The sequence below is a fragment of the Bacillus sp. AF62 genome, from assembly GCF_050312695.1.
Lineage (GTDB): Bacteria > Bacillota > Bacilli > Bacillales > Bacillaceae_G > Bacillus_A > Bacillus_A cereus.
The window spans coordinates 33,535-54,017 of record NZ_JBNPJZ010000050.1; the positions used below are offsets into that span (position 1 = coordinate 33,535).

Below are 20,483 nucleotides of genomic sequence, written 5' to 3' on the forward strand. Positions count from 1 at the left end.
AATGAATATAACTATGCATACATAGGAGGGAACAGGATGAAAAGTCCTAATTTTCAATTAAGTTTACAAACTTCTAATCTAGTTATCGGTTTTATGGTATGGGTCATTTTATCATCATTAATGCCTTATATTAAAGCGGATATTCCATTAACTGCGGGACAAATTTCTATAGTAACAGCAGTACCGGTTATTTTAGGTTCTGTTCTTCGCATTCCAATTGGTTATTGGACAAATCGTTTCGGAGCAAGAAAATTATTCTTTATTAGTTTTATTTTATTATTATTTCCTGTCTTTTATATTAGTGTTGCCAATTCTATGATGGATTTAATTATTGGTGGATTATTTGTCGGAATCGGTGGTGCTGTATTCTCTGTAGGGGTAACTTCTTTACCAAAATACTTTCCGAAAGAGAGTCACGGTTTTGTAAATGGTATTTACGGTGTAGGTAATGCCGGAACAGCCATTACTTCATTTTTAGCGCCTGTTATCGCAACTTCAGTTGGCTGGAGAGCGACAGTACAATGTTATTTGGTTTTACTTGCAGCATTTGCACTTATGAATTTTTTATTAGGCGATCGTAAAGAGAAAAAGGTGAATACACCATTAATGGAACAAATAAAAGGTGTATATAAAAATGAAAAACTTTGGTTTTTATGTATCTTTTACTTTTTAACATTCGGATCATTTGTCGCATTTACCGTATACTTACCAAACTTTTTAGTATCTCACTTCGGATTAGAGAAAGTAGATGCAGGTATGCGGACAGCTGGATTCATCGTACTCGCAACAATTATGCGCCCAATTGGTGGTTGGCTCGGTGATAAGTTTAATCCATTTAAAATATTAATCTTTGTATTTATCGGTTTAACACTTTCAGGTATTATTTTATCATTTATGCCTAGCATGAACGTGTATACATTTGGTTGCCTACTAGTCGCATTTTGTGCAGGTATAGGTAATGGTACAATCTTTAAACTCGTTCCAATGTATTTCTCAGAACAAGCTGGTATTGTAAATGGTCTCGTATCAGCTTTAGGTGGACTAGGAGGATTCTTCCCACCGCTAATTTTAACGTTACTATTCCAATTAACAGGTCATTATGCAATTGGATTTATGGCGTTATCAGAAGTCGCACTTGCTTGTTTAATCATTACAGTATGGATGTATAGCCAAGAGAAATTGTTAGTGATGTTAAAGAATCATTAATAAGGAAAAAGAACTGTCCCAAAGTATTTTGGGATGGTTCTTTTTGTAATAGGCTTCAACATGTTTTTATTGCTATCTCAACAAACGCTCGTTTTCTAAAAGAGTGTGTTTTTAAAATGAAAAACAGAAGGTTTATGGAATTTTATTTTAAAATATAGAAGTCAAAAGTTATTCAATTAAAGGGTAGATTAGTGAAGGAAATCTTAAATCTATTCTAAAGATCGAACTCATTTTTAGAATGCAAATATTTAATTGAATCGGGATGTTTAGATGAAAAAAATATAAGTCCACTCAAGATAAACAAGTATCAAGTATGTTAGGTGTTTTAAGCGACAAGTATGGAATTGATGTAAGTATTCTTCGCATAGTAACTGCAGTATCAGATTTTTCTAGGGCCAGATTTTTTGGTAAGGCTAATGGATATTGTGAAAAAGAATACTTAAAATAAAAAATACCGTTTAGGTTGATAAGATAAAATTATGAATTTGTATAAACAATCCATAATTTTCTTTATGAGTTATATTTGATATGTTAAAGAAAAGAGAGGGGAGGGAAATGAAATAAGAATTTTTGATGAGCATTTTCATATTATTGATTTCAGTTTTCTGATTATTAAGAACTGAGGGTGTTTTCCGATGAATAAAATGTGGTCCATATTTAGTAAAGAGTTTAATCCAACTATAATATATTTGGAATGAGGTTTTACATGTTTGTTTTTATTATATTAGACGTGATATTACCAATATTAATATTGATGCTAATTGGTGCAATCTTACAAAGAAAGTTTCAATTTAACTTAAAGCAGCTATCTACACTTATTACTTATTGCTTGATGCCAGCGGCTGTATTTGTGAATATATATGATATTCGTATAGAAACAGGTTTGTTGCTCCAGATAATATACTATTTAATGCTTTATAGTCTGAGTCTGATCATAGTAAGTCATTTCATTTCAAAAATATTAAAGTTAGAAAAAGGAGAAAGTGCAGCTCTAAAAAATAGCATTTCGTTAATGAATTCCGGTAATTATGGGTTACCAGTAAGTCAATTGATTTTCAGTCACAATCCAGTGGGGGTTTCCATTCAAATTTTTATTGTTATTTTCCAGAATCTTTTAACTTATTCATATGGGATATATAACTTACTATCAGCAACAAAAACAATCGGAGGTATTATTCAATCATTTCTAAGACTGCCTGTATTTCATGCACTCGTATTAGGGGTTTTCTTTCAATCTTTTACAATTCAAATACCTAATTCTATCTTTATTCCTCTTAATCAGCTTGCGAATGGTTTTGTTGCAATAGCACTCATATTGCTAGGGGCACAATTATCCAACATTAAGCTTAATTTTTTCCATCGAGTCATAACATGGGCTTTAATTGGAAGGTTACTGATGGGACCATTATTAGCACTTGCTATGATATATCTACTAAACATGGATGGTATTGTTGCACAATCATTATTTATTGCAAGTTCTTTTCCTACTTCAAGAAATACATCAACCATTGCTATGGAGTATCAAATAGAACCTGAATTACATGCACAAATCGTTTTATTTTCAACACTTTTCAGCATTATTACAGTAACTGTCGTTATTTATTTGTCATATATTTTGTTTTGAATGTACGTGCAAAAAACGAATAGATTTGAGGTGGTAAATGATGGACGGAAATCCCATCGATATGAGAAGAAAACAGTCTTAAATATATTGAGTGCCGTTTACAATTGTACTATGTCTGATAATCAAGTGGCTTAATTCAAAAAAAGGAAACTCATTAGGGGTTATTTCGTATGTAAATCTTTAAAGCATCTACATATAGATTTGCGAAAAAAGACACAATCTCGCTTATAATTGACGTTACATGAGCTTAGGTTGATAGTGATGGGGGAGCGTCAAGTAAGAATTTTATCTTTATTGATTCCATGTAGTTTTTCCGTATTATTGTAAATAAGGGGGATGATTCTAAGTTGAGTAAACAGAATATTAGCACAACGGTTTCGGGAGATATAATTGTTACCCATCTAGTTGGTAATATAAAAACAGATGATGTGTATGAATGGTTTAATGGTTTCGAGCAGGTTTGTCAGCAATTCATTTCCGAAGGGCGGAAATACAAATTGTTGGTGGATAGAAAAGGATACACGCCAAATCATTTTTCTGTTCAAAAAGTATGGAAAGAGAAGTTTTTCAATGAAACCATTTTGAATCACAGTAAGGCAATTGCATTTCTCCTTGAAGAGGGGGAGATAATGGATTATTTACAACAATCTAATACGAAAGAATCTGTGAGATTTTTTGATGAGTATGAATATGCGCTAATTTGGTTGAATGAATATCCAATATAAAACCTGTATTGAAGCAGTTGCTCTCAAGCAACTGTTTTTTATGTCCGTAATTGTTGCCGTTATTTTTCTTCACAGATTCTTATCCAATTGCTTGTCTGAGCCTAAAAAACGAAACTAAAGCAAAAAGAACAAACGCCTCTAAAAACGTTTGTTCAAAGTTAATTACTATTTTAGCTGAGTGATAGATTACAATTTGCGAGTATGAGAAAGTTTTTTTATAAGTTTAGGAAGTATAGATGTTAATTCTTGCTTCATGCGCTTCGTAAACGATGGGTCCTTACCTGAAGTTGAAATAGTGACAACATATTCATCATTTCGAATGACACCAGGTGTGTGAAAAGATGATGCTGTACTACCACTTACAACGTTAACCCACTGGAAATCATGAGCGGCCTGTTTGACCATCATATTTACAGCATGTTGATTTGTAGCTGCATAAATAAGATGAGCATCTTTAATATCATCATTACTAAAAGTTTTTTGCTTCCAAGTAATATAAGAAAGTTCCTTCATTTCCTCGCAAATTTCTGGGCTGACAACAGTGACGAAAGCACCTGTATTTTTTAATCCAGACGCTTTTCGATATGCAATTTTACCTCCACCAATGATAACGACCACTTTATTTTGTAGATTAAACATAAGAGGGTACATGTTATACATATATGCATTCCTCCATTCGTTCTAATAATGTTAACTTCATGTATGTATCAAACTGAAGACAGTTACAAGTCGTAACGTGATCATATTTTTTTGTATGCAATTTAATTTTTTGAAGTAATAATCCGGTAAAGAGAAGGTACGGCATGACATATACATGGGACGCAGTCGATGTTATAGCCTTGAGCTCAGCAGCAAAAGAGGGAGTTCCTTTCGTTAAAAAGGAACAGGATACTGGCATACCAAGTTTTCGTTCGACAGCTGCTCTGATTTGTTGTAATTCATGTATCGGTTGTGGATCACTACTGCCTCGTCCTACGAGTAAAATACTACTATTTTGCATTGACATAGCTTCACGTATTCTTTTCACTACAAGTTCCACCATATGTGGATGTGTACTAAAAGGAGGTACAACTGAAAATGTTATTTGTGGATATTTCTTTTGTAGTTGCTCTATTTCAAAAGGAATATCACGTTTATAGTGAGCTGCTGCAAATAATAAAACAGGTACAATCATTATTTCAGTTACTCCCTCTATTATCGTTTCTGTAACTGCATCCGAAATAGTAGGTGTCGTTAGTTCTAGAAAAGCTATTTTTTGAATTCTTTCGTTTCGCTCTTTCATAACAGATTGAATAAATTGAATGAATTGTTCATTACCTTCTTGTAGCCGGCTCCCATGTCCAACATATACAATTCCTTTCATTGTCTCACCATGTCTTTCTTCATAAGAGTTTCTTGTAATTGATGATCTACGTTATGAAACCCAACTTTATTTGCATAGTGTAAAGTTGGAACGTCGGTATACGAGAATGGGAGAGTAAGAATATTGATAAAGCCAAGGCGTTTTATTTCTGCTAGAAACGTATCAATAGAAGCACGACCTTCAAATACAATGCTATCCCATGAGAATTCAGAAAGAATACGTGAATGAATTTCATCGAAGCGATGATCAATTGTGTACTCATGAGTCATCATATAGGAACCAGCACCAATTTTTTCTTGAATAACAGCAATTCGGTTAATGTTTCGTCCTAAATAAATCGTTGAATTCGAAGAAAATTGCGCAGGTTTACTGAACAATCCATATTGCATGAGCTTTTCTTGAATAGAAAGGTTCATATAGTGAAGTTCTGCCTGTAAGGAACGAATATCTTTATGATATTTACTGCATGATTGCATTAAGATGTCTACACTGTCAGCGGAACAAAATACAAGACGATCAACGTTAAAAATCTTATTGATTTGTTCAGAGGTTAATGTGTATTCTTTCTTTTTGAAAGTTGGAATTTGATATATTTCTGCACCGGACTCTTGTAACATTTGCTTTATTGCGCTTTTTTTATTTGTTGCAGATGCAAATAAAACTTTCTTGCTGTGCAATGGCTTGCGTTCTTTCCAAGAGATTTGATTACGTAAGGAAACGACATCACCAACAATTGTCATAGAAGGATTAGAAATATTTTCGTTTTTGACAATAGAAACAATGGTAGACAGTGTCCCTGTGACAACGCGCTGTTTACCAGTTGTACCCCATTCAATGACTGCTACTGGCGTATCTTCTTTTTTTCCTGCTTGTAGTAAGTTTTCACAAATTGTAGGTAAGTTTTTTATACCCATGTAGTAGGCAATCGTGTCGCTATTGTAAGATGAATTATATTTTCCATGATCGCTTAAAGGACCTTTTGCATGTCCAGTTAATAAAGTGACACTATTACTGTAGTCACGGTGGGTGAGGGGAATACCTGCATAGATACTAGCGGCGATGCTAGATGTAATACCTGGTACAATTTCATATGGAATATTTGCTGATGCTAAAGTTTCTGCTTCTTCACCAACACGGCCAAAAATAGATGGATCTCCGCCTTTTAAGCGGACTACGATTTTTCCTTCTTTCGCAAATTGAAGGAGGTGTGAGTTAATCATTTCTTGACGCATAGTATGATTCTTTGGCATTTTTCCGCAATAAATAAGTTCACATGTTTCTTTTGTATAATTAAGAAAGGAAGGGTTTAATAAGCGGTCATATAAGACGATATCTGCACGATTTAAGCACTCTATCGCTTTTTTTGTAATAAGCCCTTCATCACCTGGTCCTGCACCAACTAAATATACATATCCGTTCATATTCGCACCTCGTCTATTTTTATTTAAAAGGAAGCCAGGGGAGGCTTCCTTTTGTAAATTACATGTATATATAAATATCTCCGTCAATAACTTCTACTTCATACGTTTGAATACAACCGTCATCAGGTTTTTGAACTTCACCTGTTAGTAGTGAAATTTTCCAATCATGTAGTGGACAAAAGACGAATTCTCCAGATACAATACCTTCCGCTAATGGCCCGTTTTTATGAGGACAACGATTTTCTACAGCTCGAATATCGCCATTTGAAAGGCGGAATAGGGCGAAAGACATACCTTTCATTTGCACCTCTTTACGGATTTGAATAGGAAGGTCTTCTGCACGCATAACTTTTATTTTTTCTTTCGTTTGTATCATATAGGTCACAGCTCCTTATTTCACAGTTTCTACTTCATACATCGCTTTTAATGATTTCGTTTCTAGTGCTTGTCCCCATGCTTCTTTATATGTGCCACGAGTTTTTTGGAAACGTTCATTTAACGTAGTAATCATATTTGCATCTTGCAGTATTTCTTTTATGTGATCGAAGCCTAAACGTTCTGTCCAGTAGGCAGTACGCTCTCCGTAAATACCAGTTTCACGATAATATTGCATGTAAGCTGTAGCGATGCGAAGGACATCATCTTCAGTAGGGACAATCATTACAAAATCAGCTTCACGTACTTCTGTACCACCATTTCCGCCAATATAAAGTTGATATCCATTTTCGACACAAACAACGCCAAAATCTTTCGTCAGTACTTCCGCACAGTTACGCGGACAACCAGTTACACCCATTTTCATTTTATGAGGTGTATCTACCATTTCTAATGATTGTTCAAGCAACATACCAAGTCCTAATGAATCTTTCGTACCGAAACGGCAAAAACGAGAGCCAACACATGATTTTACATTACGAAGAGATTTTGAATACGCATATCCAGAAGTCATATTTAAGTCAGCCCATACGTTAGGTAAATCTTGTTTCTTGACACCGTATAAGCCAATTCGGCTTGCACCGGTAATTTTCACAAGTGGAACATCATACTTCTTCGCAACTTCAGCAATTTTCATTAAATCATCTGCTGTTGTAACGCCTCCGTACATACGTGGAATAACAGAGAATGTACCATCGTGCTGGATGTTACCATTCATTCTTTCATTAACGAAACGGGACGATTTATCATCTTCATATTCTTCTGGAATCGCCATACGTAAATAGTAGTTTAAAGCAGGGCGGCATTTCGAACAGCCGTCTTCATGTGCAAAACCAAGAACATTTCGTACTTCTTTTGGAGATTTTAAGCCTTTCTCGTAAATGGCCGCTACGACTTCATCACGGGATAAAGGTGTACATCCACACATACCGGCAGATTGCGCTGAGGCATCAAAAGCATCTCCAAGTGTATGAGATAAAACTTGTTCCACAAGCGGACGACATTTACCACAAGACCCTGCGGCTTTCGTACAGCCTTTAACTTCTTCAAAAGTCGTTAACTCTTGTTCTAAAATGGCGTGAACGATTGTACCTTTCGTAACACCATTACATCCGCAAATCGTGTCATCAGCACTCATAGTAGCAACGTTAAGTTCACTTTCTTCACCAGCTTTGTGAAGAAGAGAAGCGGCTGTATATTCTTGTATATCTTCTTCTTTCTTTAACATGCTAAAGAGGCGTGTTCCGTCAGCTGTGTCACCATATAAAACGATACCGATGACTTTATTGTCACGAATTAATACTTTTTTATAGGAACGTTTACATTCATCAAAGATTGATATTGCTTTCGTTTGAGCATCTTCATAAATTTGACCAGCAGAGAATAAATCACAACCTGCAACTTTTAATTGCGTACCGACGATACTGCCCGAATATCCATCAGTTTGTAAATTTGTTATATGTTTTGCTAATATCGCACCTTGTTCATAAAGAGGAGCAACAAGTCCATATGCGATACCGTCATGCTCTGCACATTCTCCAACTGCATAAATGGACTCGTCATTTGTTAGCATATAGTCATTGACTACAATACCGCGATTTACAATTAAACCAGCATCTTTTGCTATTTGCGTATTTGGGCGTATTCCGACAGCCATTACGACTAAATCACAATCTACAACTTCACCATCTTCAAATTGAATGCCCTCAACATGGTCTGTACCAAGAATTTTTACAGTTTTCTTTTCCATTAGAAATTGTATGCCTTGCGCTTCCAAATCTTCGCGTAATAGAGAAGCTGCTTTCGTATCTAGTTGCTGCTCCATTAAGTTTGGCATTAAATGAACAACATGTACGTCCATCTCTAAGTCAATAAGACCTCTTGCAGCTTCTAAACCAAGTAACCCACCACCAATAACAACGGCCTTTTTCTTTTCTTTAGCGGTGTCTATCATAAATTGTGTATCTTCAATTGTTCGAAATCCTGTTACACCAGGAAGAGTAGAACCTTCAACAGGTAAAATAAAAGCACTAGAACCTGTTGCGATAATGAGTTTGTCATATGTAAGAGTACGATTTTTTTCTGTGATAATGATTTTTGCTTCTCGGTTAATACTTTGAACTCTTTCGTTTGTATATAAAGTTATTTCGTTTTCTTCATACCAACTGTATTCATTCATAATGATATCTTGCATATTTGTTTTGCCTTGTAAAACGTGAGAGAGCATAATGCGATTGTAGTTTGGATGCGGTTCATCTCCCAAAATAGTAATCTCATATGAATCACTATTATGTTTTAATATTTCTTCCATACAGCGTATTCCAGCCATACCATTTCCGATCATAACTAAACGTTTTTTCATTTTCGTTTCCCCTTTTTCTGTGAAATGTTGAACAAAGGATTATATTTCTATTATAGAAAATCCAAAAAAGGGGAGATGTGATATTTATCACATTTTTATAATGATTCACAAATTGTTAAAATTCGGATTTATTCGAGAGGGATGTGTATATTCTTTACCAAATGAAAAAACAGGACATAAGTATGTATACTCATGTCCTGCACTTGATTTATACTCTCGTAATTGCACGTGGAAATAAAATGTTATTTTCTAAATGAATATGCTCAAATAAATCAGACTCTAGTGCTTCAAGGCGTTGGTAAACAAGTCGATAAGTGCCGCAAGCTCCTTCTGGAGGAGTAAAGTCATTTGTAACTTTACGAAGCTCTTTAATAATGTTGCCTGCGTGGTTATGTTCATTTTCCAACTTATCTACTACTTTACGTAAATTCACATAGTTTTCTTCATTTGGATTTTGTTCAAATTCTAAAATTAATGGAAAATCTTCTGTTTCTTCTTTAATTAAATGTTGTTCTAATTCCATCTTTAATTCGTGAAATAGCTTATGAATTTGAGCTAAGTGAGGCTGACTTGCTCCGTGGACGCGTAATACTTTCGTCACATACGGACTTAATTGTGGTAATTCTTCATTTAAATAGCGATGATGCTTATTTATAACATAATCAATCAATTCACGATAAGAAGCATTTTTCCAATCAATTTCAGATTCATTTAATCGTTTCGTATTATTATAAAGTGTATTTAATTCTGTAAGTACTTCTGTTGCTGATAAATTTCTTTCATGAATTGCATCAATAAGTGGTTTATTACCACCACAACAAAAGTCTATTCTATATGATTTAAAAAGATCGCTAGCTTTCGGAAATTGTGTAACGATCTCACCGACAATAGAAGTTTCAGTAAATGCATGTTTCATATGAACGCCTCCATAAAGTTTGAATGTAATAACTAAATTAAGAATAGCGATAAATTAACATCTATGTAGTGATTGAAATCACTTATTCTGTGTCGTTTTTGAGAATAATAAGAAGAATGTTATTAAAATAAGGGGGAAAGTAATAAGTGGTAATATTTTGCGTTAATAAAAAAGAAGCTTAGTAGAAGCTTCTTTTTTATTGCTATTTTTCACATGCAATTCCATCGCCATCACGATCAAGATGAGAGCTATAACCTGGTTGCCCTTTATGTAAAGGGGCTTTCCCAGCTGCTCTAACTGCAGCACAATTTTTGTAGTATGCACTACTAGTATTTTCTGAAGCGTGTTGTGTTTGAGTTTGCTATGCTTTTTGCTCTTCTTGTTGTTTACGAGCCTGTTCGTCAGCCTTACGTTTTTGTTCTTCTTGTTGTTTACGAGCTTGTTCCTCGGCTTGACGCTTCTCATCTTCTTGCTTTTGAGTTTTTTCGTCCGCCTCTTTCTTTTCTAGCTCTTTTTTCTGTTCACTATCTTTTTGTTCTTCATTGTTATATGCCACTTTTGTACTAGTTGCTGTCGTTTTTTCAGAAGAAGGAGCTGAAATACCTAATAGCGCAACAAAAATGACAAATAATACGGCTGTAATAATAAATTGTTTTTTCGCTACACCTGTTTTCTTAATTACAGATAAGATTGCTATAACAAGGAAGAATATAAATAGAATGAAACTTAAAGTAGAAAAAAACTCGACGACGGGGTGTTCCGATTTTGTTGTATCGGTCGTTATTAATATAATAGAAATCATAAAAAGAATAACGGTAGGACGTCCATATTGTTTTGCTTTTCCATTTTTCTTAAAGAATGAAATGATACATAAGATTAAAAGAATAAAAGCAATAGAAAATAAAGCTGCACCAATATTACTCAAAATCGCCATTTTCATACCTGTATTTGTAAGATTTTTCTTATTGATTATATAGGAACTTATTGGATATTACACGTTTTATATAAATTTAGAAAATTAATATTTTTACTAGACTTATAAACGATTATTTTATATATAGAGAAAAATAGATATATTTCCTATTACTTTTTGAAAGATATTTCATAAATTATAGTATATCGATTGAAAGGAGGAGATTTGAATGGAATTTCAATTGTTAGTAACTTGTATATTACAAGAAGGTAATGCTTACTTTTTAGTAACGAAGGTAGACGATGTTATTACGTTAAAAGTACCGATTACTGCGGGAGTAGCAGGTTTATTTTTAGCTTTAGGTGTACCAAGATGTTCTTAATTTAAATCTCTATAGTAGAAGGGGGAGGGACATGCCTTCCTTTTCTGCTATTACATAATATAATTATGTAAGCTTAAATATCATATTTGTGATAGCACGTTTGAAATGGACATGCATATACTATAATGTTTCATTGGCTGTTAGCGGTGAAAGGTAGTTTTAATAAGTGCATCCAGTGATGTTTTTAAGCTATGAAAATAAAAGAGGTGCTATTATATATGAAAAGAAAAACATTGGATATTCCAGTTACATTGCGAAGAGAGTGGTTTTTAATAGAGTTAGCTCATTTAACGAAAAAATATGGAATTGAAATTGCAACTAGCAAAATGGATGCTGCACCGTTTTTAAGAGATCAAGTTACAGAATCAAAGATAGGGAAAGGGTTACAATACGATAAATATGATGATGAATATATAATTGAAAATTAAAGGGTAACAACAAAATTAAATTAATTTATAACAAAATATAAAATAAAGCAGATTCTAAATATAGAATCTGCTTTATTATGAAATACTTGTAGTCAACTAACCTCTTTCTAGTGTTTTTCCTACATATTTCTCTTGCGTTATTCCAAAAGATTCACGAAGAATGCGAGCGTAATCTTTAGATTCTATTGGTCGTTTATTTTTAGTGCCTTTAAAGGTTTCTGTATAATTTTTATTTGTTAATGATATGTGACCATAAGTAGTTAATTTACAAGTGATAGCCCCTTTATTAAAAGGAGATTCTTTATGCTCTACAATCACTTTTTGAATGTTATTCACTTTTTTCTCATCTATTGGATCTACAGTGAAAGCATAGCCTATTTTCCATTCATTTGAAGGTTCAGATTGTAAGAAACTTGTAGATTCTCCGTTAGCTCCTTTTCTCATTTCTAAAATATGCGTACCTTTTCGAGTATTTCGCTTACGAATTCGATATTCTCCTGTTTGAGAGGAGATGACATCTCCGTTAAAAGGGACTGGATGTAAAGGGAGATGAGATGCAAAACCTGCATCCACAACATAATCTTTATCCTCATGACTTAATATGATAATGACATGACCATCATCGGGTTTCCATTTATTATCGTACAGATCATAAACAGTACCGGCTACTTTGTATACTTGAAACCCACAATCAATTAAAAAATAATACAATAAGGAGTTTAATTCATAACAAAGTCCACCTCGTTTTTGAATAAGTAACTTTTCTATTAAGTTATCTTTTGAGATATTTTTAATAGTGCCAGCCATAATATCAAGATTTTCATAGGGGAGAATCATTCCCATTTTTAAGAGAATTTCATCTAAATCATCAAATGTTATTTCTTTTGCAGGAATTTTTAAGCGTTTAAAAAACTCCTTTTGTAAATTGGTCATCATAAAGTATTCTCCTTTCTTTTTACAGAATTTTCTTCTGCTCACCGATAGGTTAGTACTTCTAAAAAGTTAATTCAAGTGCACGAAAATTATCATAATATATGTTTCTGGAAATATAACTGTCTATTCGGAAATTTCAGTTTAAATTTTAATCGTAGGAAAGTCTTATAATATAAGCTCCTTTAAAATTAGTTTGTATTTAATGAAAAGAAAGTACATATCTTTATTATATTTTTAAATAACTAACTAGTAATAAAATGTTTTTTTACTAAAATTTTTTCAAGATTTGTATGCTTTATATAAACAATAATGATTAAAAAAATATCTGGGTGTAGCGAAGTTAACAATTATTGAGAAACTTTTTTGTCGTATTCTATCAAAAGGAAGAGGTAGAAACAAAGAGAATAACGAGAGTTAAGGAAGAGGGTATACAACTAGTAACCTTCTAAAAATAGGGCTAACATCTTTTTAAAATAAAAGATTAGCTATTATTAAGGAAGGGAAAATATAAAATATTATAAAGAACACCTTCTTTCAAAAAAATAGGGGGAGTAATATGCGACTGATGAGAAGATGTGTGGCCTTACTAATTGTATTTTTTATCATGGCTCCAACGATTAGCACAAATGTACAGGCAGAAGTTGTAAAAGAGCTTGGAAAGGGGTTTCCTGATACAGAAGTATTCACACCTGGAGAATGGTTTTTAGGCCAAAAACCTACTAATTATGATGAGAATAAACCGCCAATTCTCTTTGTACAAGGAAGAAATGGTAATGCTGATAGTTGGTATGGAAAGACAGTATATCATGATATAAATGATATGTATGATTATGCTTTAAAAGCAGGCTATCAAACAGTGTTTATACAATTGTATGATGCTGCTGGGAAAGGTTCGGCTAGTCAGTGGGATAACGGAAAATTGTTAGCACAAAAACTTGAAGAAATATATAATCATTTCGGTAAAAAAGTTAATATTGTAGCACATAGTAAAGGTGGTATTGATACACAAGCTGCATTAGTTGAATATGGTGCGAATCGATTTGTTGGAAATGTTATTACACTTGCTACACCGCATCACGGCTCAAATTTAGCAGATTTATCATATAGTTGGTGGGCAGGGTGGCTTGCTTCTATATTAGGTCAAAAAGATGATGGTACGTATTCGTTACAAATAGGTGAAATGGCAAAGTTTCGTTCAACAATAGATAACAACCCAGCAGCTAAATTAAACCGTTACTATACGGCTACTGGGACTAGCTGGGGGCCAACATTTTCTGCATTATCTATGGGCGGGTTATATTTATCGTCGTACGGTTCAAATGATGGACTAGTAAATGAATGGAGTGCGAAGCTATCGTACGGTACACATTTATTTACAGATTCAAGATTTGATCATGACAATATAAGAAAAGGATCAGCTGTTTTTGCACGAATTGAACCATATTTACGTACGACAAATGTGGGGTTACCAGCTTTAGTAGCATCCAGCACTAGTTCAAATGAAAATCTAGAACAATTAAATACAACTTCAAATCAAAATATTTTAGGAGGCGAATTACCACAAAATCAGTGGATAGAGCAAAGTATTTCTGTTGATAAAAAGGCTGAAGGAATAGTTTCTGTACTAACTGCTTCTTCTGATGTAGAAGTACAAATGGTATCTCCAAAAGGAAAAATCTATGCAAACAAAGATAGCGCTATAACTACTGGTGAAGGCGAATCTTTCTTTAATGGGGCGACAATTAGAACATTCAAGTTTGATAAATTGGAAGTAGGCGAATGGAAAATCAAAATGATGGCGAAGCAGTCGAAAGATGCATATTTAGTTGTAAGCGATTACAAGAATGACGCGCCATTTGTTCTTCAAATGCCTACAAAGGTTAAAGTAAATAAACCTGAGTATAAACTGAAAAAATCACCAGTGGCACCTGAAATGAAAGGGGATCTTTCCATAACAGTAAGAGTCGTTAATAAAGAAGGTAAGTTAGTCTCTGAATTTAATGAATTACAAAATGTTAATACGAATACATTTACAGGTGCTTTGAAAGATATAAAACAACCGGGAGTATATAACGTTACGATGGATATAAAAGGGATGAATAAAGAAGGAAAACCATATAATCGTACGATTGTTAAGTCGGTTTATGTAGAGAAATAAGGAAGAATAAATAAGCATAATATAAAAGTGCAGAAATCTTGAGTTAGAAAGAATTCTGCACTTTTTTTGCGTGATGAGAGATAATAAAAGTCGAAGAAAACTGTTATTCAATAAAAAAAGATGCTGAAATAGTATCTGAATGTGAAGAAATAATATTAACTTAGTTTTGTAACTGTTAATTCAACTGAATTTATACCATTGTCACAAGTTACAATACTTTGACGATTAAAGCCACTATTATTTCTAAGTTGAAGAGTTGAATTAGCTGGCACTGTAACAATCGTTTCGCCAACGAGTTGAAGACATTCGTTATTTGATGAAGTATTCATTTGAATAGCGAAGTCACCTTGACTATTAGCAAGTGGATTGTTATTTAAAAATATAGTTATGACTGGGATATGTGGAAATACAGGATTTAAAGTAGTATTAATACTGGAAATGAACGAGACTCTATAATCACCAGCTTGTCTAAATTGTATAGTAGTAGGGTTTAGTAAGGAAACGCCTCCTGCTAAAGGTCCAACGTGATTAAATGGAAAAGGGTTGCCAAAAGGAACAGTTATAAATTCAGTTTGCCAAAAAGTTCCGTATGCAGGACAGCTTCGTTTATGTGAATGGTCACATGAACATTTTTTATTTGAACTGGAAGAAGATTTGCATGAGCATTTTTTATACGAGTTTGAAGAATGATAGTATGAACCCAATATATTACCTCCTATTCTTAATAAATGTAAAACACATAATAGTTTATGAAAATGAATCACAATTGGCGTGTATGCTTGTACTATAAAAGGAGATAGATTTGGAATATAAAGTGCTCAAATGATGAAATATAGTATTGGGGTATTACCTGTAACACTTTTTGAAGATGATAAGGTTCATAATTTGATAGAAAAATGAATGGGATTTCTAAATGGATTAAAGTAACGAGGAAACGTTTATACCGCTATTTTCCGAGCAGTAAGACCCCACCTCAAAATTCAGTGAAAGCAAAGAAGTTAGTTGGGGGATGAACAAAACCCCCACTCATTAAAGTTTCACTTTACTATATTAATTTCGTCTGACAAACAGCAATATTATCTTTTGCTGTATGGATGTTATCGTTTGGTGAAGTTAGGATATTTAATCGTATGTATATTAGATTATTTAGTTTATTTTTTTATTTTATTTGTGTAGCTGGGCAGGAAGAAGTCAGAAAATATAGAATAAATGTACATATGAAGCATCGTTTGTTTTTGGTGTGAATAGTAATTAAAGATACGCTAAAATATTTAAAATTGTAACGAAAGAGAGATTAAATAATAGAGGGAGCAACTTACATGGAAAATATATTAAAGGTATCTTCAAAATCAAGCCCAAATTCAGTCGCGGGTGCAATAGCGGGTGTACTAAGAACAAGTGGTAATGTGGAAATTCAAGCGATTGGGGCTGGAGCTATAAATCAAGCGATTAAAGCAATTGCGATTGCAAGAGGGTTCGTCGCTCCAAGTGGTATTGACTTAGCTTTTGTTCCAGCGTTTCAAGAGATCTCTATCAATAATGAAGAAAGAACAGCGATTAAATTAATTGTAGGCCCTAGGAAGAAAAGGTCTTAGTAGAAGAGAGTGTTACTATAAGGGGAAAAGACCAATAGACTTCCCATGTTAGATACGTTATTTTATGTAACCGATCCTTGGGTGTGGACATGGCATTATGCCGGACGCATGTCTGTTAAGTTCTCCTTAAACTTAGCGAGTGTTCTAGATACTTAAAAATGCCAAATCCTTTGTGATATAAGGGAGTTGGCATTTTTGATGTTTTAAAAATAAACACCCTTAAAACTGCTCATTCTTTTCCCAAGATTCTAATAGACCACCTGTAATAGGTGGTCTATTTTTATTTATTTACAATTAATATACTTTGAAAGGAATTGTTAATTTTCATTTAGCATAGTCTCTAATTTATCTAATTCAATAAGTAGAGGGTCGTCAAAGCTTTTTACGAGACCGGTATCAGTATAGGCTCTCACTGCGCCTTTAATTCGACGAGATTCTAATCCGTCATTAGTATAATCGTTACTTTGCAGATAATTAGCTAAACGATTTAATCGTTTTAGTAAATCTTCATAGAATGGATCTTCTTTTTCTTTTTGTTTATTTTTTGTAATTTCAATTACTATCTTGATTTGACTTAATAGTACATTTGCATTTTTAGACATATATATATTTTCCTCCTATTTACCTGGAATTTCTCTAACTTCTTTGATCCATTCTGATGGATATCCGAATGGTAATAATACTTGGTCTTCATCACCTTTAAATATTGTTCCAGACCTAGTTGTTTGTTTTTCAGCTCGTCCTATTTGTAATATTGTACCTTCCGGGGCTTGTATTACCGCTTCATATTGTCGAGTGTTTTTCCATTCAGGTAATAACGCTAAATCTATTTTTGCTTGAATTTTGTTCGGCGCAGGAACTGTAGTAACAAATGTTCCGTTTGGTTTAGCTTGTCCACCATATGCTCGGTAAAAATTGATATCTTCTGTTGTTTTTACTGTTCTATAATTACCATCTTTAAATGTTGCACCAAGAGTTCCAGGTAGGTTTTGTTTTTCAACCGCTATTACTTTATCTTCAATACGAGTGGAGTATTGTGTAGCATTTCTTAGCTTTTCAGCTTTTTTAACAGTATTAGCAGCTTCAACTGCATTTGCAGTCATTTTTACCCCTTTTCCAATTGGTGTAAGACCAGCTACAGCCATCCCTCCAGCGAAAATATAGGACTCCTCATTCAAGGAGATACCCCAGCGAAAAACTCTTTCTTTTTATAAAAGTAGTATGTTTGTAACTCAGTTATAACAAAGGAAGAGATACTAATGCTTCTATTAGAAGTTTTAGTTTTAGTAGCAGCTTTAAATAGTCCTTCTTCAGTTTTTACAAGTGATTTAAACGATTTGTACATGTAGAGTTATGCGAAACAGCGGACTATACAAAATTCAAACGCAGCTATGACAAATAAGTTAAGTTACTAGCTAAAATCTTACGTGACCGTGGGTTATCTGTAGAAAAAGGATTATGGACACATAGCGATGTAACTCATTACCTTGGCGGTACAGATTATGAAGATAATTGATTACTTAAGTCTTATGGCGTTTCAGAAGCTCAATTTAGAGCAGATGTACAACGAACATACAATAATTCCAGTGTTGATGTTTCTGTACCTGAAAAACCATCTTAACCAGCAGAAGTGCCAACAGCAGTAACGGATGGTATTGCATATATTGAAGGCTATAACGTTAACTTACGTAAAGGACCAGGTACAAGCTATTCTAAGATTCGTCAGTTAAACAAACCAGAATCTTATATTGTGTGGGCTGAAAAAGACGGGTGGTTAAATCTTGGTGGGGATCAGTGGATTAAGAACGATTCATCTTGTGTGAAGTTTAATAAGAAAAGTACAGTAGATTCATCTATTGTAGGAAAGCGTGTTGTTTCAAAAGTTAACAATCTACGTTTCTATGATGCTCCATCTTGGCAGGATAAAGATGTTGCTGGCTCTGTAGTTGCAGGATTAGGATTTACGATTGATGTGAAAGTAAGTGTAAATGGTTCGTCACAATATAAAGTACACAATAGCAAAGGCAAAACATACTATGTAACAGCTAATGAAGCTTATGTGTATGTGAGGTAAGGTGAAAAAAGGTTCTTTTAACTGAGAAACTTTTTTATTTATCTCCAACGCCATTCTATTTCATGTGAATCAAAGTAGACGGCAGGTATTCCAATTCCCTCTAATTGATTATTTTTAGTTACATACCAATTGTTTTCATCCAGTAGGATTGGATTTACATCATCTAAAGGCGGATTATTTTCATCAACCATTTTGTTAAGAAACTCTTTGAAATCAGAAATATTATTAGTGAAATTAATATTCCCATACATCCAAAAAACATCACCATTTGCATTTGAAATGTCACCTAAATGTATGTCTTTAAAGTATAGCTTCATAGCGAATATCCTCTCATTTCTTAATGTTAAAGTAGTTACTAGGAAATTCCCTTCTAATAAGGTATTCAGTATCCCTTTTAGTCCAATTTAAAGCGAGATTTTTCCAGTGATCTGTAGTTGCGGAATCTTGCTTTGTTAAACGCTCTATTTGCTTAGGGCTTAAATATGTACATGTGAATTGAGAATAACAGCCGACTCGATATAAATGAGTTGGCTGTTATTACTTTAACTAAGACAACAATTCCTCTACTCCGACACCATCTATTAACAAAGCTTTTAATGAAGGAGCTATTTTAATTGTTTCTTCAATATCTAAATCTCCAAAATCCACTGTATATAATCCGAATCCTTCTTTTCCATCTACATATAATAATGCTTTTCCGCCTTCATCATCACCAATTGCCAGTGAATTTGGTATATATTTTTGAATATCATGCGCTTCATTCATCTCTATGCAATCAGCAGGGCTCCAAATACGTATGTAAAGTTCATTTTGTACATTAATCTCTGCATTTGTACAATGTTGGATTACTTCTAAATAATCTAATGGTACATCTATTGATGAGAACTTTTGTAATTCTTGAATGGCTTCTTTCCTCGCTGGTGATTCCTGAGCTTCTAATGTGAAGGCCTCATATAAATTTTCTAGAATATTCATTAATAATCAATCCTTTCATAATTTACTTTTAATTTATCAAGCATTTTATATTGCTGTTCTAAAGTTTCTGAAATGTTTTCTTTAGAGAATCCTGCGCGTTCAAAATCAGATACAAGATTTTTTAATTCATCTTGTAAAGTAGAGCTCCATTTTCCATTGCCTGAACTTAAACGCTCATCACGTCTTAGATTCTGTGCATTAGAAATAATGGTGTGAGGTAATCCTTTTCCTGTCTCAATAGTCACTGTTGGTGCGAGCTTCGGGTCATATCCATACTTACCTAAATTTTCTTTTGCCCATTGTTGCTGTAAGCCATGATGTGATTGTAAATTATCGCCGTTTGGTCCTCGACCCTTAGGCTTAGGCATTGAATCACGATGTGTTTTATTAAATAATACATAATTTGGTTTTGCGCTGGTTACAGCTTTAGTAGCCTCAACGGCCTCAGTGGTCATTTTTACCCCTTTACCCACTTTAGCAAGTTTCCCGATTGGTGTAAGACCAGCTACGGCCATTCCACCTGCAAAAATTCTATCCCAGGTTGACAGTTTTTCTCCAGTAGAAGGGTCAACTCCATCCCACGCTCTTCTAATATCATACTCACCAGTTAATTCACCAGTAATATCTCGAGCTAGTTTACCGCCATCAAATTCTTTTTCTTCAGAAGAGGGTTTACCACACATTGCATCGTCTTCTATTGTAACATCGTGATTATCTGTGTTGCGGAATTTTTCGGCAATGCGTTTCAAATCTTCTTCTACTTGTACAATAGAATTGATAGATGAAAAAGCATTTGGTTTGGCATCATTGAACATTTGAACGAAATGTTGATTTGAAGCACCGATCCATTGAGAACACAAATAATCAATTTGATTACACAAATTATTATGTATGGATTCTAAGAACCTGTTTAAAATCTTTTTAATAAAATCGCTACACCTGCCAATAAGCAACTCTGTCTGCTATTTTCAAG

The 20,483-nt window shown here is 33.8% G+C and carries 19 protein-coding genes and 3 pseudogenes; 8 read left to right on the forward strand and 14 right to left on the reverse strand.

Annotated features, from left to right (window positions below; genetic code table 11):
- Positions 1-36 precede the first annotated feature (36 nt).
- The 3 genes from narK (at position 37) to ACQRBL_RS10295 (ending at position 3,555) form a co-directional block, all read left to right on the forward strand.
- Positions 37-1,206: a nitrate transporter NarK gene (gene narK, locus ACQRBL_RS10285; protein WP_000841859.1), complete on the forward strand. Its 1,170-nt coding sequence runs from the start codon at positions 37-39 to the stop codon at positions 1,204-1,206.
- Positions 1,207-1,912: 706 nt separating this feature from the next.
- Positions 1,913-2,830, forward strand: coding sequence for an AEC family transporter (locus ACQRBL_RS10290; protein ID WP_000497496.1), 918 nt, complete (start codon positions 1,913-1,915; stop codon positions 2,828-2,830).
- A gap of 317 nt (positions 2,831-3,147) precedes the next feature.
- A complete protein-coding gene (locus ACQRBL_RS10295) occupies positions 3,148-3,555 on the forward strand; it encodes an STAS/SEC14 domain-containing protein (protein WP_232357456.1) in 408 nt (135 codons plus the stop codon).
- A 186-nt stretch (positions 3,556-3,741) separates the two neighbouring features.
- On the opposite strand, the gene ACQRBL_RS10300 is transcribed toward ACQRBL_RS10295, so the two are convergent.
- The 7 genes and pseudogenes from ACQRBL_RS10300 to ACQRBL_RS10330 form a co-directional block, all read right to left on the reverse strand.
- Entirely contained in the window at positions 3,742-4,215 is a 474-nt protein-coding gene (locus ACQRBL_RS10300; protein WP_000282601.1) for a precorrin-2 dehydrogenase, read from the reverse strand.
- The gene (locus tag ACQRBL_RS10305; protein ID WP_000676477.1) at positions 4,208-4,918 is read right to left on the reverse strand and encodes a sirohydrochlorin chelatase; all 711 of its coding nucleotides are present in this window, start codon (positions 4,916-4,918) and stop codon (positions 4,208-4,210) included. The genes ACQRBL_RS10300 and ACQRBL_RS10305 overlap by 8 nt, the downstream gene beginning before the upstream one ends.
- Positions 4,915-6,339: a uroporphyrin-III C-methyltransferase gene (locus ACQRBL_RS10310; RefSeq protein ID WP_023521786.1), complete on the reverse strand. Its 1,425-nt coding sequence runs from the start codon at positions 6,337-6,339 to the stop codon at positions 4,915-4,917. Before ACQRBL_RS10310 ends, ACQRBL_RS10305 begins: the two co-directional genes overlap by 4 nt.
- Before the next feature lie 58 nt (positions 6,340-6,397).
- Positions 6,398-6,715 carry a nitrite reductase small subunit NirD gene (gene nirD, locus ACQRBL_RS10315; protein ID WP_411996363.1) on the reverse strand — a complete coding sequence of 106 codons (318 nt, stop codon included), beginning with the start codon at positions 6,713-6,715 and terminating at the stop codon, positions 6,398-6,400.
- 15 nt (positions 6,716-6,730) lie between these two features.
- Positions 6,731-9,136 (reverse strand): NADPH-nitrite reductase large subunit, encoded by a 2,406-nt coding sequence (gene nirB, locus ACQRBL_RS10320; RefSeq protein ID WP_411996362.1) that lies wholly within the window; start codon positions 9,134-9,136, stop codon positions 6,731-6,733.
- A 208-nt stretch (positions 9,137-9,344) separates the two neighbouring features.
- A complete protein-coding gene (gene ric, locus ACQRBL_RS10325; protein ID WP_000679632.1) occupies positions 9,345-10,052 on the reverse strand; it encodes an iron-sulfur cluster repair di-iron protein in 708 nt (235 codons plus the stop codon).
- Between the two features lie 202 nt (positions 10,053-10,254).
- A pseudogene (locus ACQRBL_RS10330) lies at positions 10,255-10,986 on the reverse strand (excalibur calcium-binding domain-containing protein).
- Between the two features lie 208 nt (positions 10,987-11,194).
- On the opposite strand from ACQRBL_RS10330, the gene exsG reads away from it, so the two are divergent.
- Both exsG and ACQRBL_RS10340 read left to right on the forward strand, forming a co-directional pair.
- On the forward strand, positions 11,195-11,347 hold the full coding sequence (gene exsG / locus ACQRBL_RS10335) for an exosporium protein ExsG (RefSeq protein WP_000395679.1): 153 nt from the start codon (positions 11,195-11,197) through the stop codon (positions 11,345-11,347).
- Between the two features lie 218 nt (positions 11,348-11,565).
- Entirely contained in the window at positions 11,566-11,775 is a 210-nt protein-coding gene (locus ACQRBL_RS10340) for a hypothetical protein (RefSeq protein ID WP_000824207.1), read from the forward strand.
- A 96-nt stretch (positions 11,776-11,871) separates the two neighbouring features.
- Here ACQRBL_RS10340 and ACQRBL_RS10345 read toward each other — a convergent pair whose 3' ends face one another.
- Positions 11,872-12,711 (reverse strand): arylamine N-acetyltransferase family protein, encoded by an 840-nt coding sequence (locus ACQRBL_RS10345; RefSeq protein WP_000988898.1) that lies wholly within the window; start codon positions 12,709-12,711, stop codon positions 11,872-11,874.
- A 553-nt stretch (positions 12,712-13,264) separates the two neighbouring features.
- Here ACQRBL_RS10345 and ACQRBL_RS10350 point away from each other — a divergent pair.
- Positions 13,265-14,866 (forward strand): esterase/lipase family protein, encoded by a 1,602-nt coding sequence (locus tag ACQRBL_RS10350; RefSeq protein WP_023521789.1) that lies wholly within the window; start codon positions 13,265-13,267, stop codon positions 14,864-14,866.
- A gap of 155 nt (positions 14,867-15,021) precedes the next feature.
- Here the strand turns inward: ACQRBL_RS10350 and ACQRBL_RS10355 are convergent, their stop codons facing one another.
- On the reverse strand, positions 15,022-15,570 hold the full coding sequence (locus ACQRBL_RS10355; RefSeq protein WP_000536156.1) for a hypothetical protein: 549 nt from the start codon (positions 15,568-15,570) through the stop codon (positions 15,022-15,024).
- A 615-nt stretch (positions 15,571-16,185) separates the two neighbouring features.
- Here ACQRBL_RS10355 and ACQRBL_RS10360 point away from each other — a divergent pair.
- Positions 16,186-16,461: a stage V sporulation protein S gene (locus ACQRBL_RS10360; RefSeq protein ID WP_000427801.1), complete on the forward strand. Its 276-nt coding sequence runs from the start codon at positions 16,186-16,188 to the stop codon at positions 16,459-16,461.
- Between the two features lie 317 nt (positions 16,462-16,778).
- On the opposite strand, the gene ACQRBL_RS10365 is transcribed toward ACQRBL_RS10360, so the two are convergent.
- Together ACQRBL_RS10365 and ACQRBL_RS10370 are read right to left on the reverse strand one after the other, a co-directional pair.
- A complete protein-coding gene (locus tag ACQRBL_RS10365) occupies positions 16,779-17,063 on the reverse strand; it encodes a hypothetical protein (RefSeq protein WP_023521790.1) in 285 nt (94 codons plus the stop codon).
- 15 nt (positions 17,064-17,078) lie between these two features.
- Positions 17,079-17,791 (reverse strand): annotated as a pseudogene (locus tag ACQRBL_RS10370) (hypothetical protein); the annotation flags it as partial.
- On the opposite strand from ACQRBL_RS10370, the pseudogene ACQRBL_RS10375 reads away from it, so the two are divergent.
- Positions 17,792-18,535 (forward strand): annotated as a pseudogene (locus tag ACQRBL_RS10375) (N-acetylmuramoyl-L-alanine amidase); the annotation flags it as partial.
- 38 nt (positions 18,536-18,573) lie between these two features.
- On the opposite strand, the gene ACQRBL_RS10380 reads toward ACQRBL_RS10375, so the two are convergent.
- From ACQRBL_RS10380 to ACQRBL_RS10390, 3 genes are all read right to left on the reverse strand, one after another.
- Entirely contained in the window at positions 18,574-18,852 is a 279-nt protein-coding gene (locus ACQRBL_RS10380) for a hypothetical protein (protein WP_097920546.1), read from the reverse strand.
- Between the two features lie 229 nt (positions 18,853-19,081).
- On the reverse strand, positions 19,082-19,510 hold the full coding sequence (locus ACQRBL_RS10385; RefSeq protein ID WP_023521794.1) for an SMI1/KNR4 family protein: 429 nt from the start codon (positions 19,508-19,510) through the stop codon (positions 19,082-19,084).
- Positions 19,510-20,463, reverse strand: a complete 954-nt coding sequence (locus ACQRBL_RS10390; protein ID WP_411996361.1) for a WXG100 family type VII secretion target — start codon at positions 20,461-20,463, stop codon at positions 19,510-19,512. The genes ACQRBL_RS10385 and ACQRBL_RS10390 overlap by 1 nt, the downstream gene beginning before the upstream one ends.
- Between the last annotated feature and the right edge of the window lie 20 nt (positions 20,464-20,483).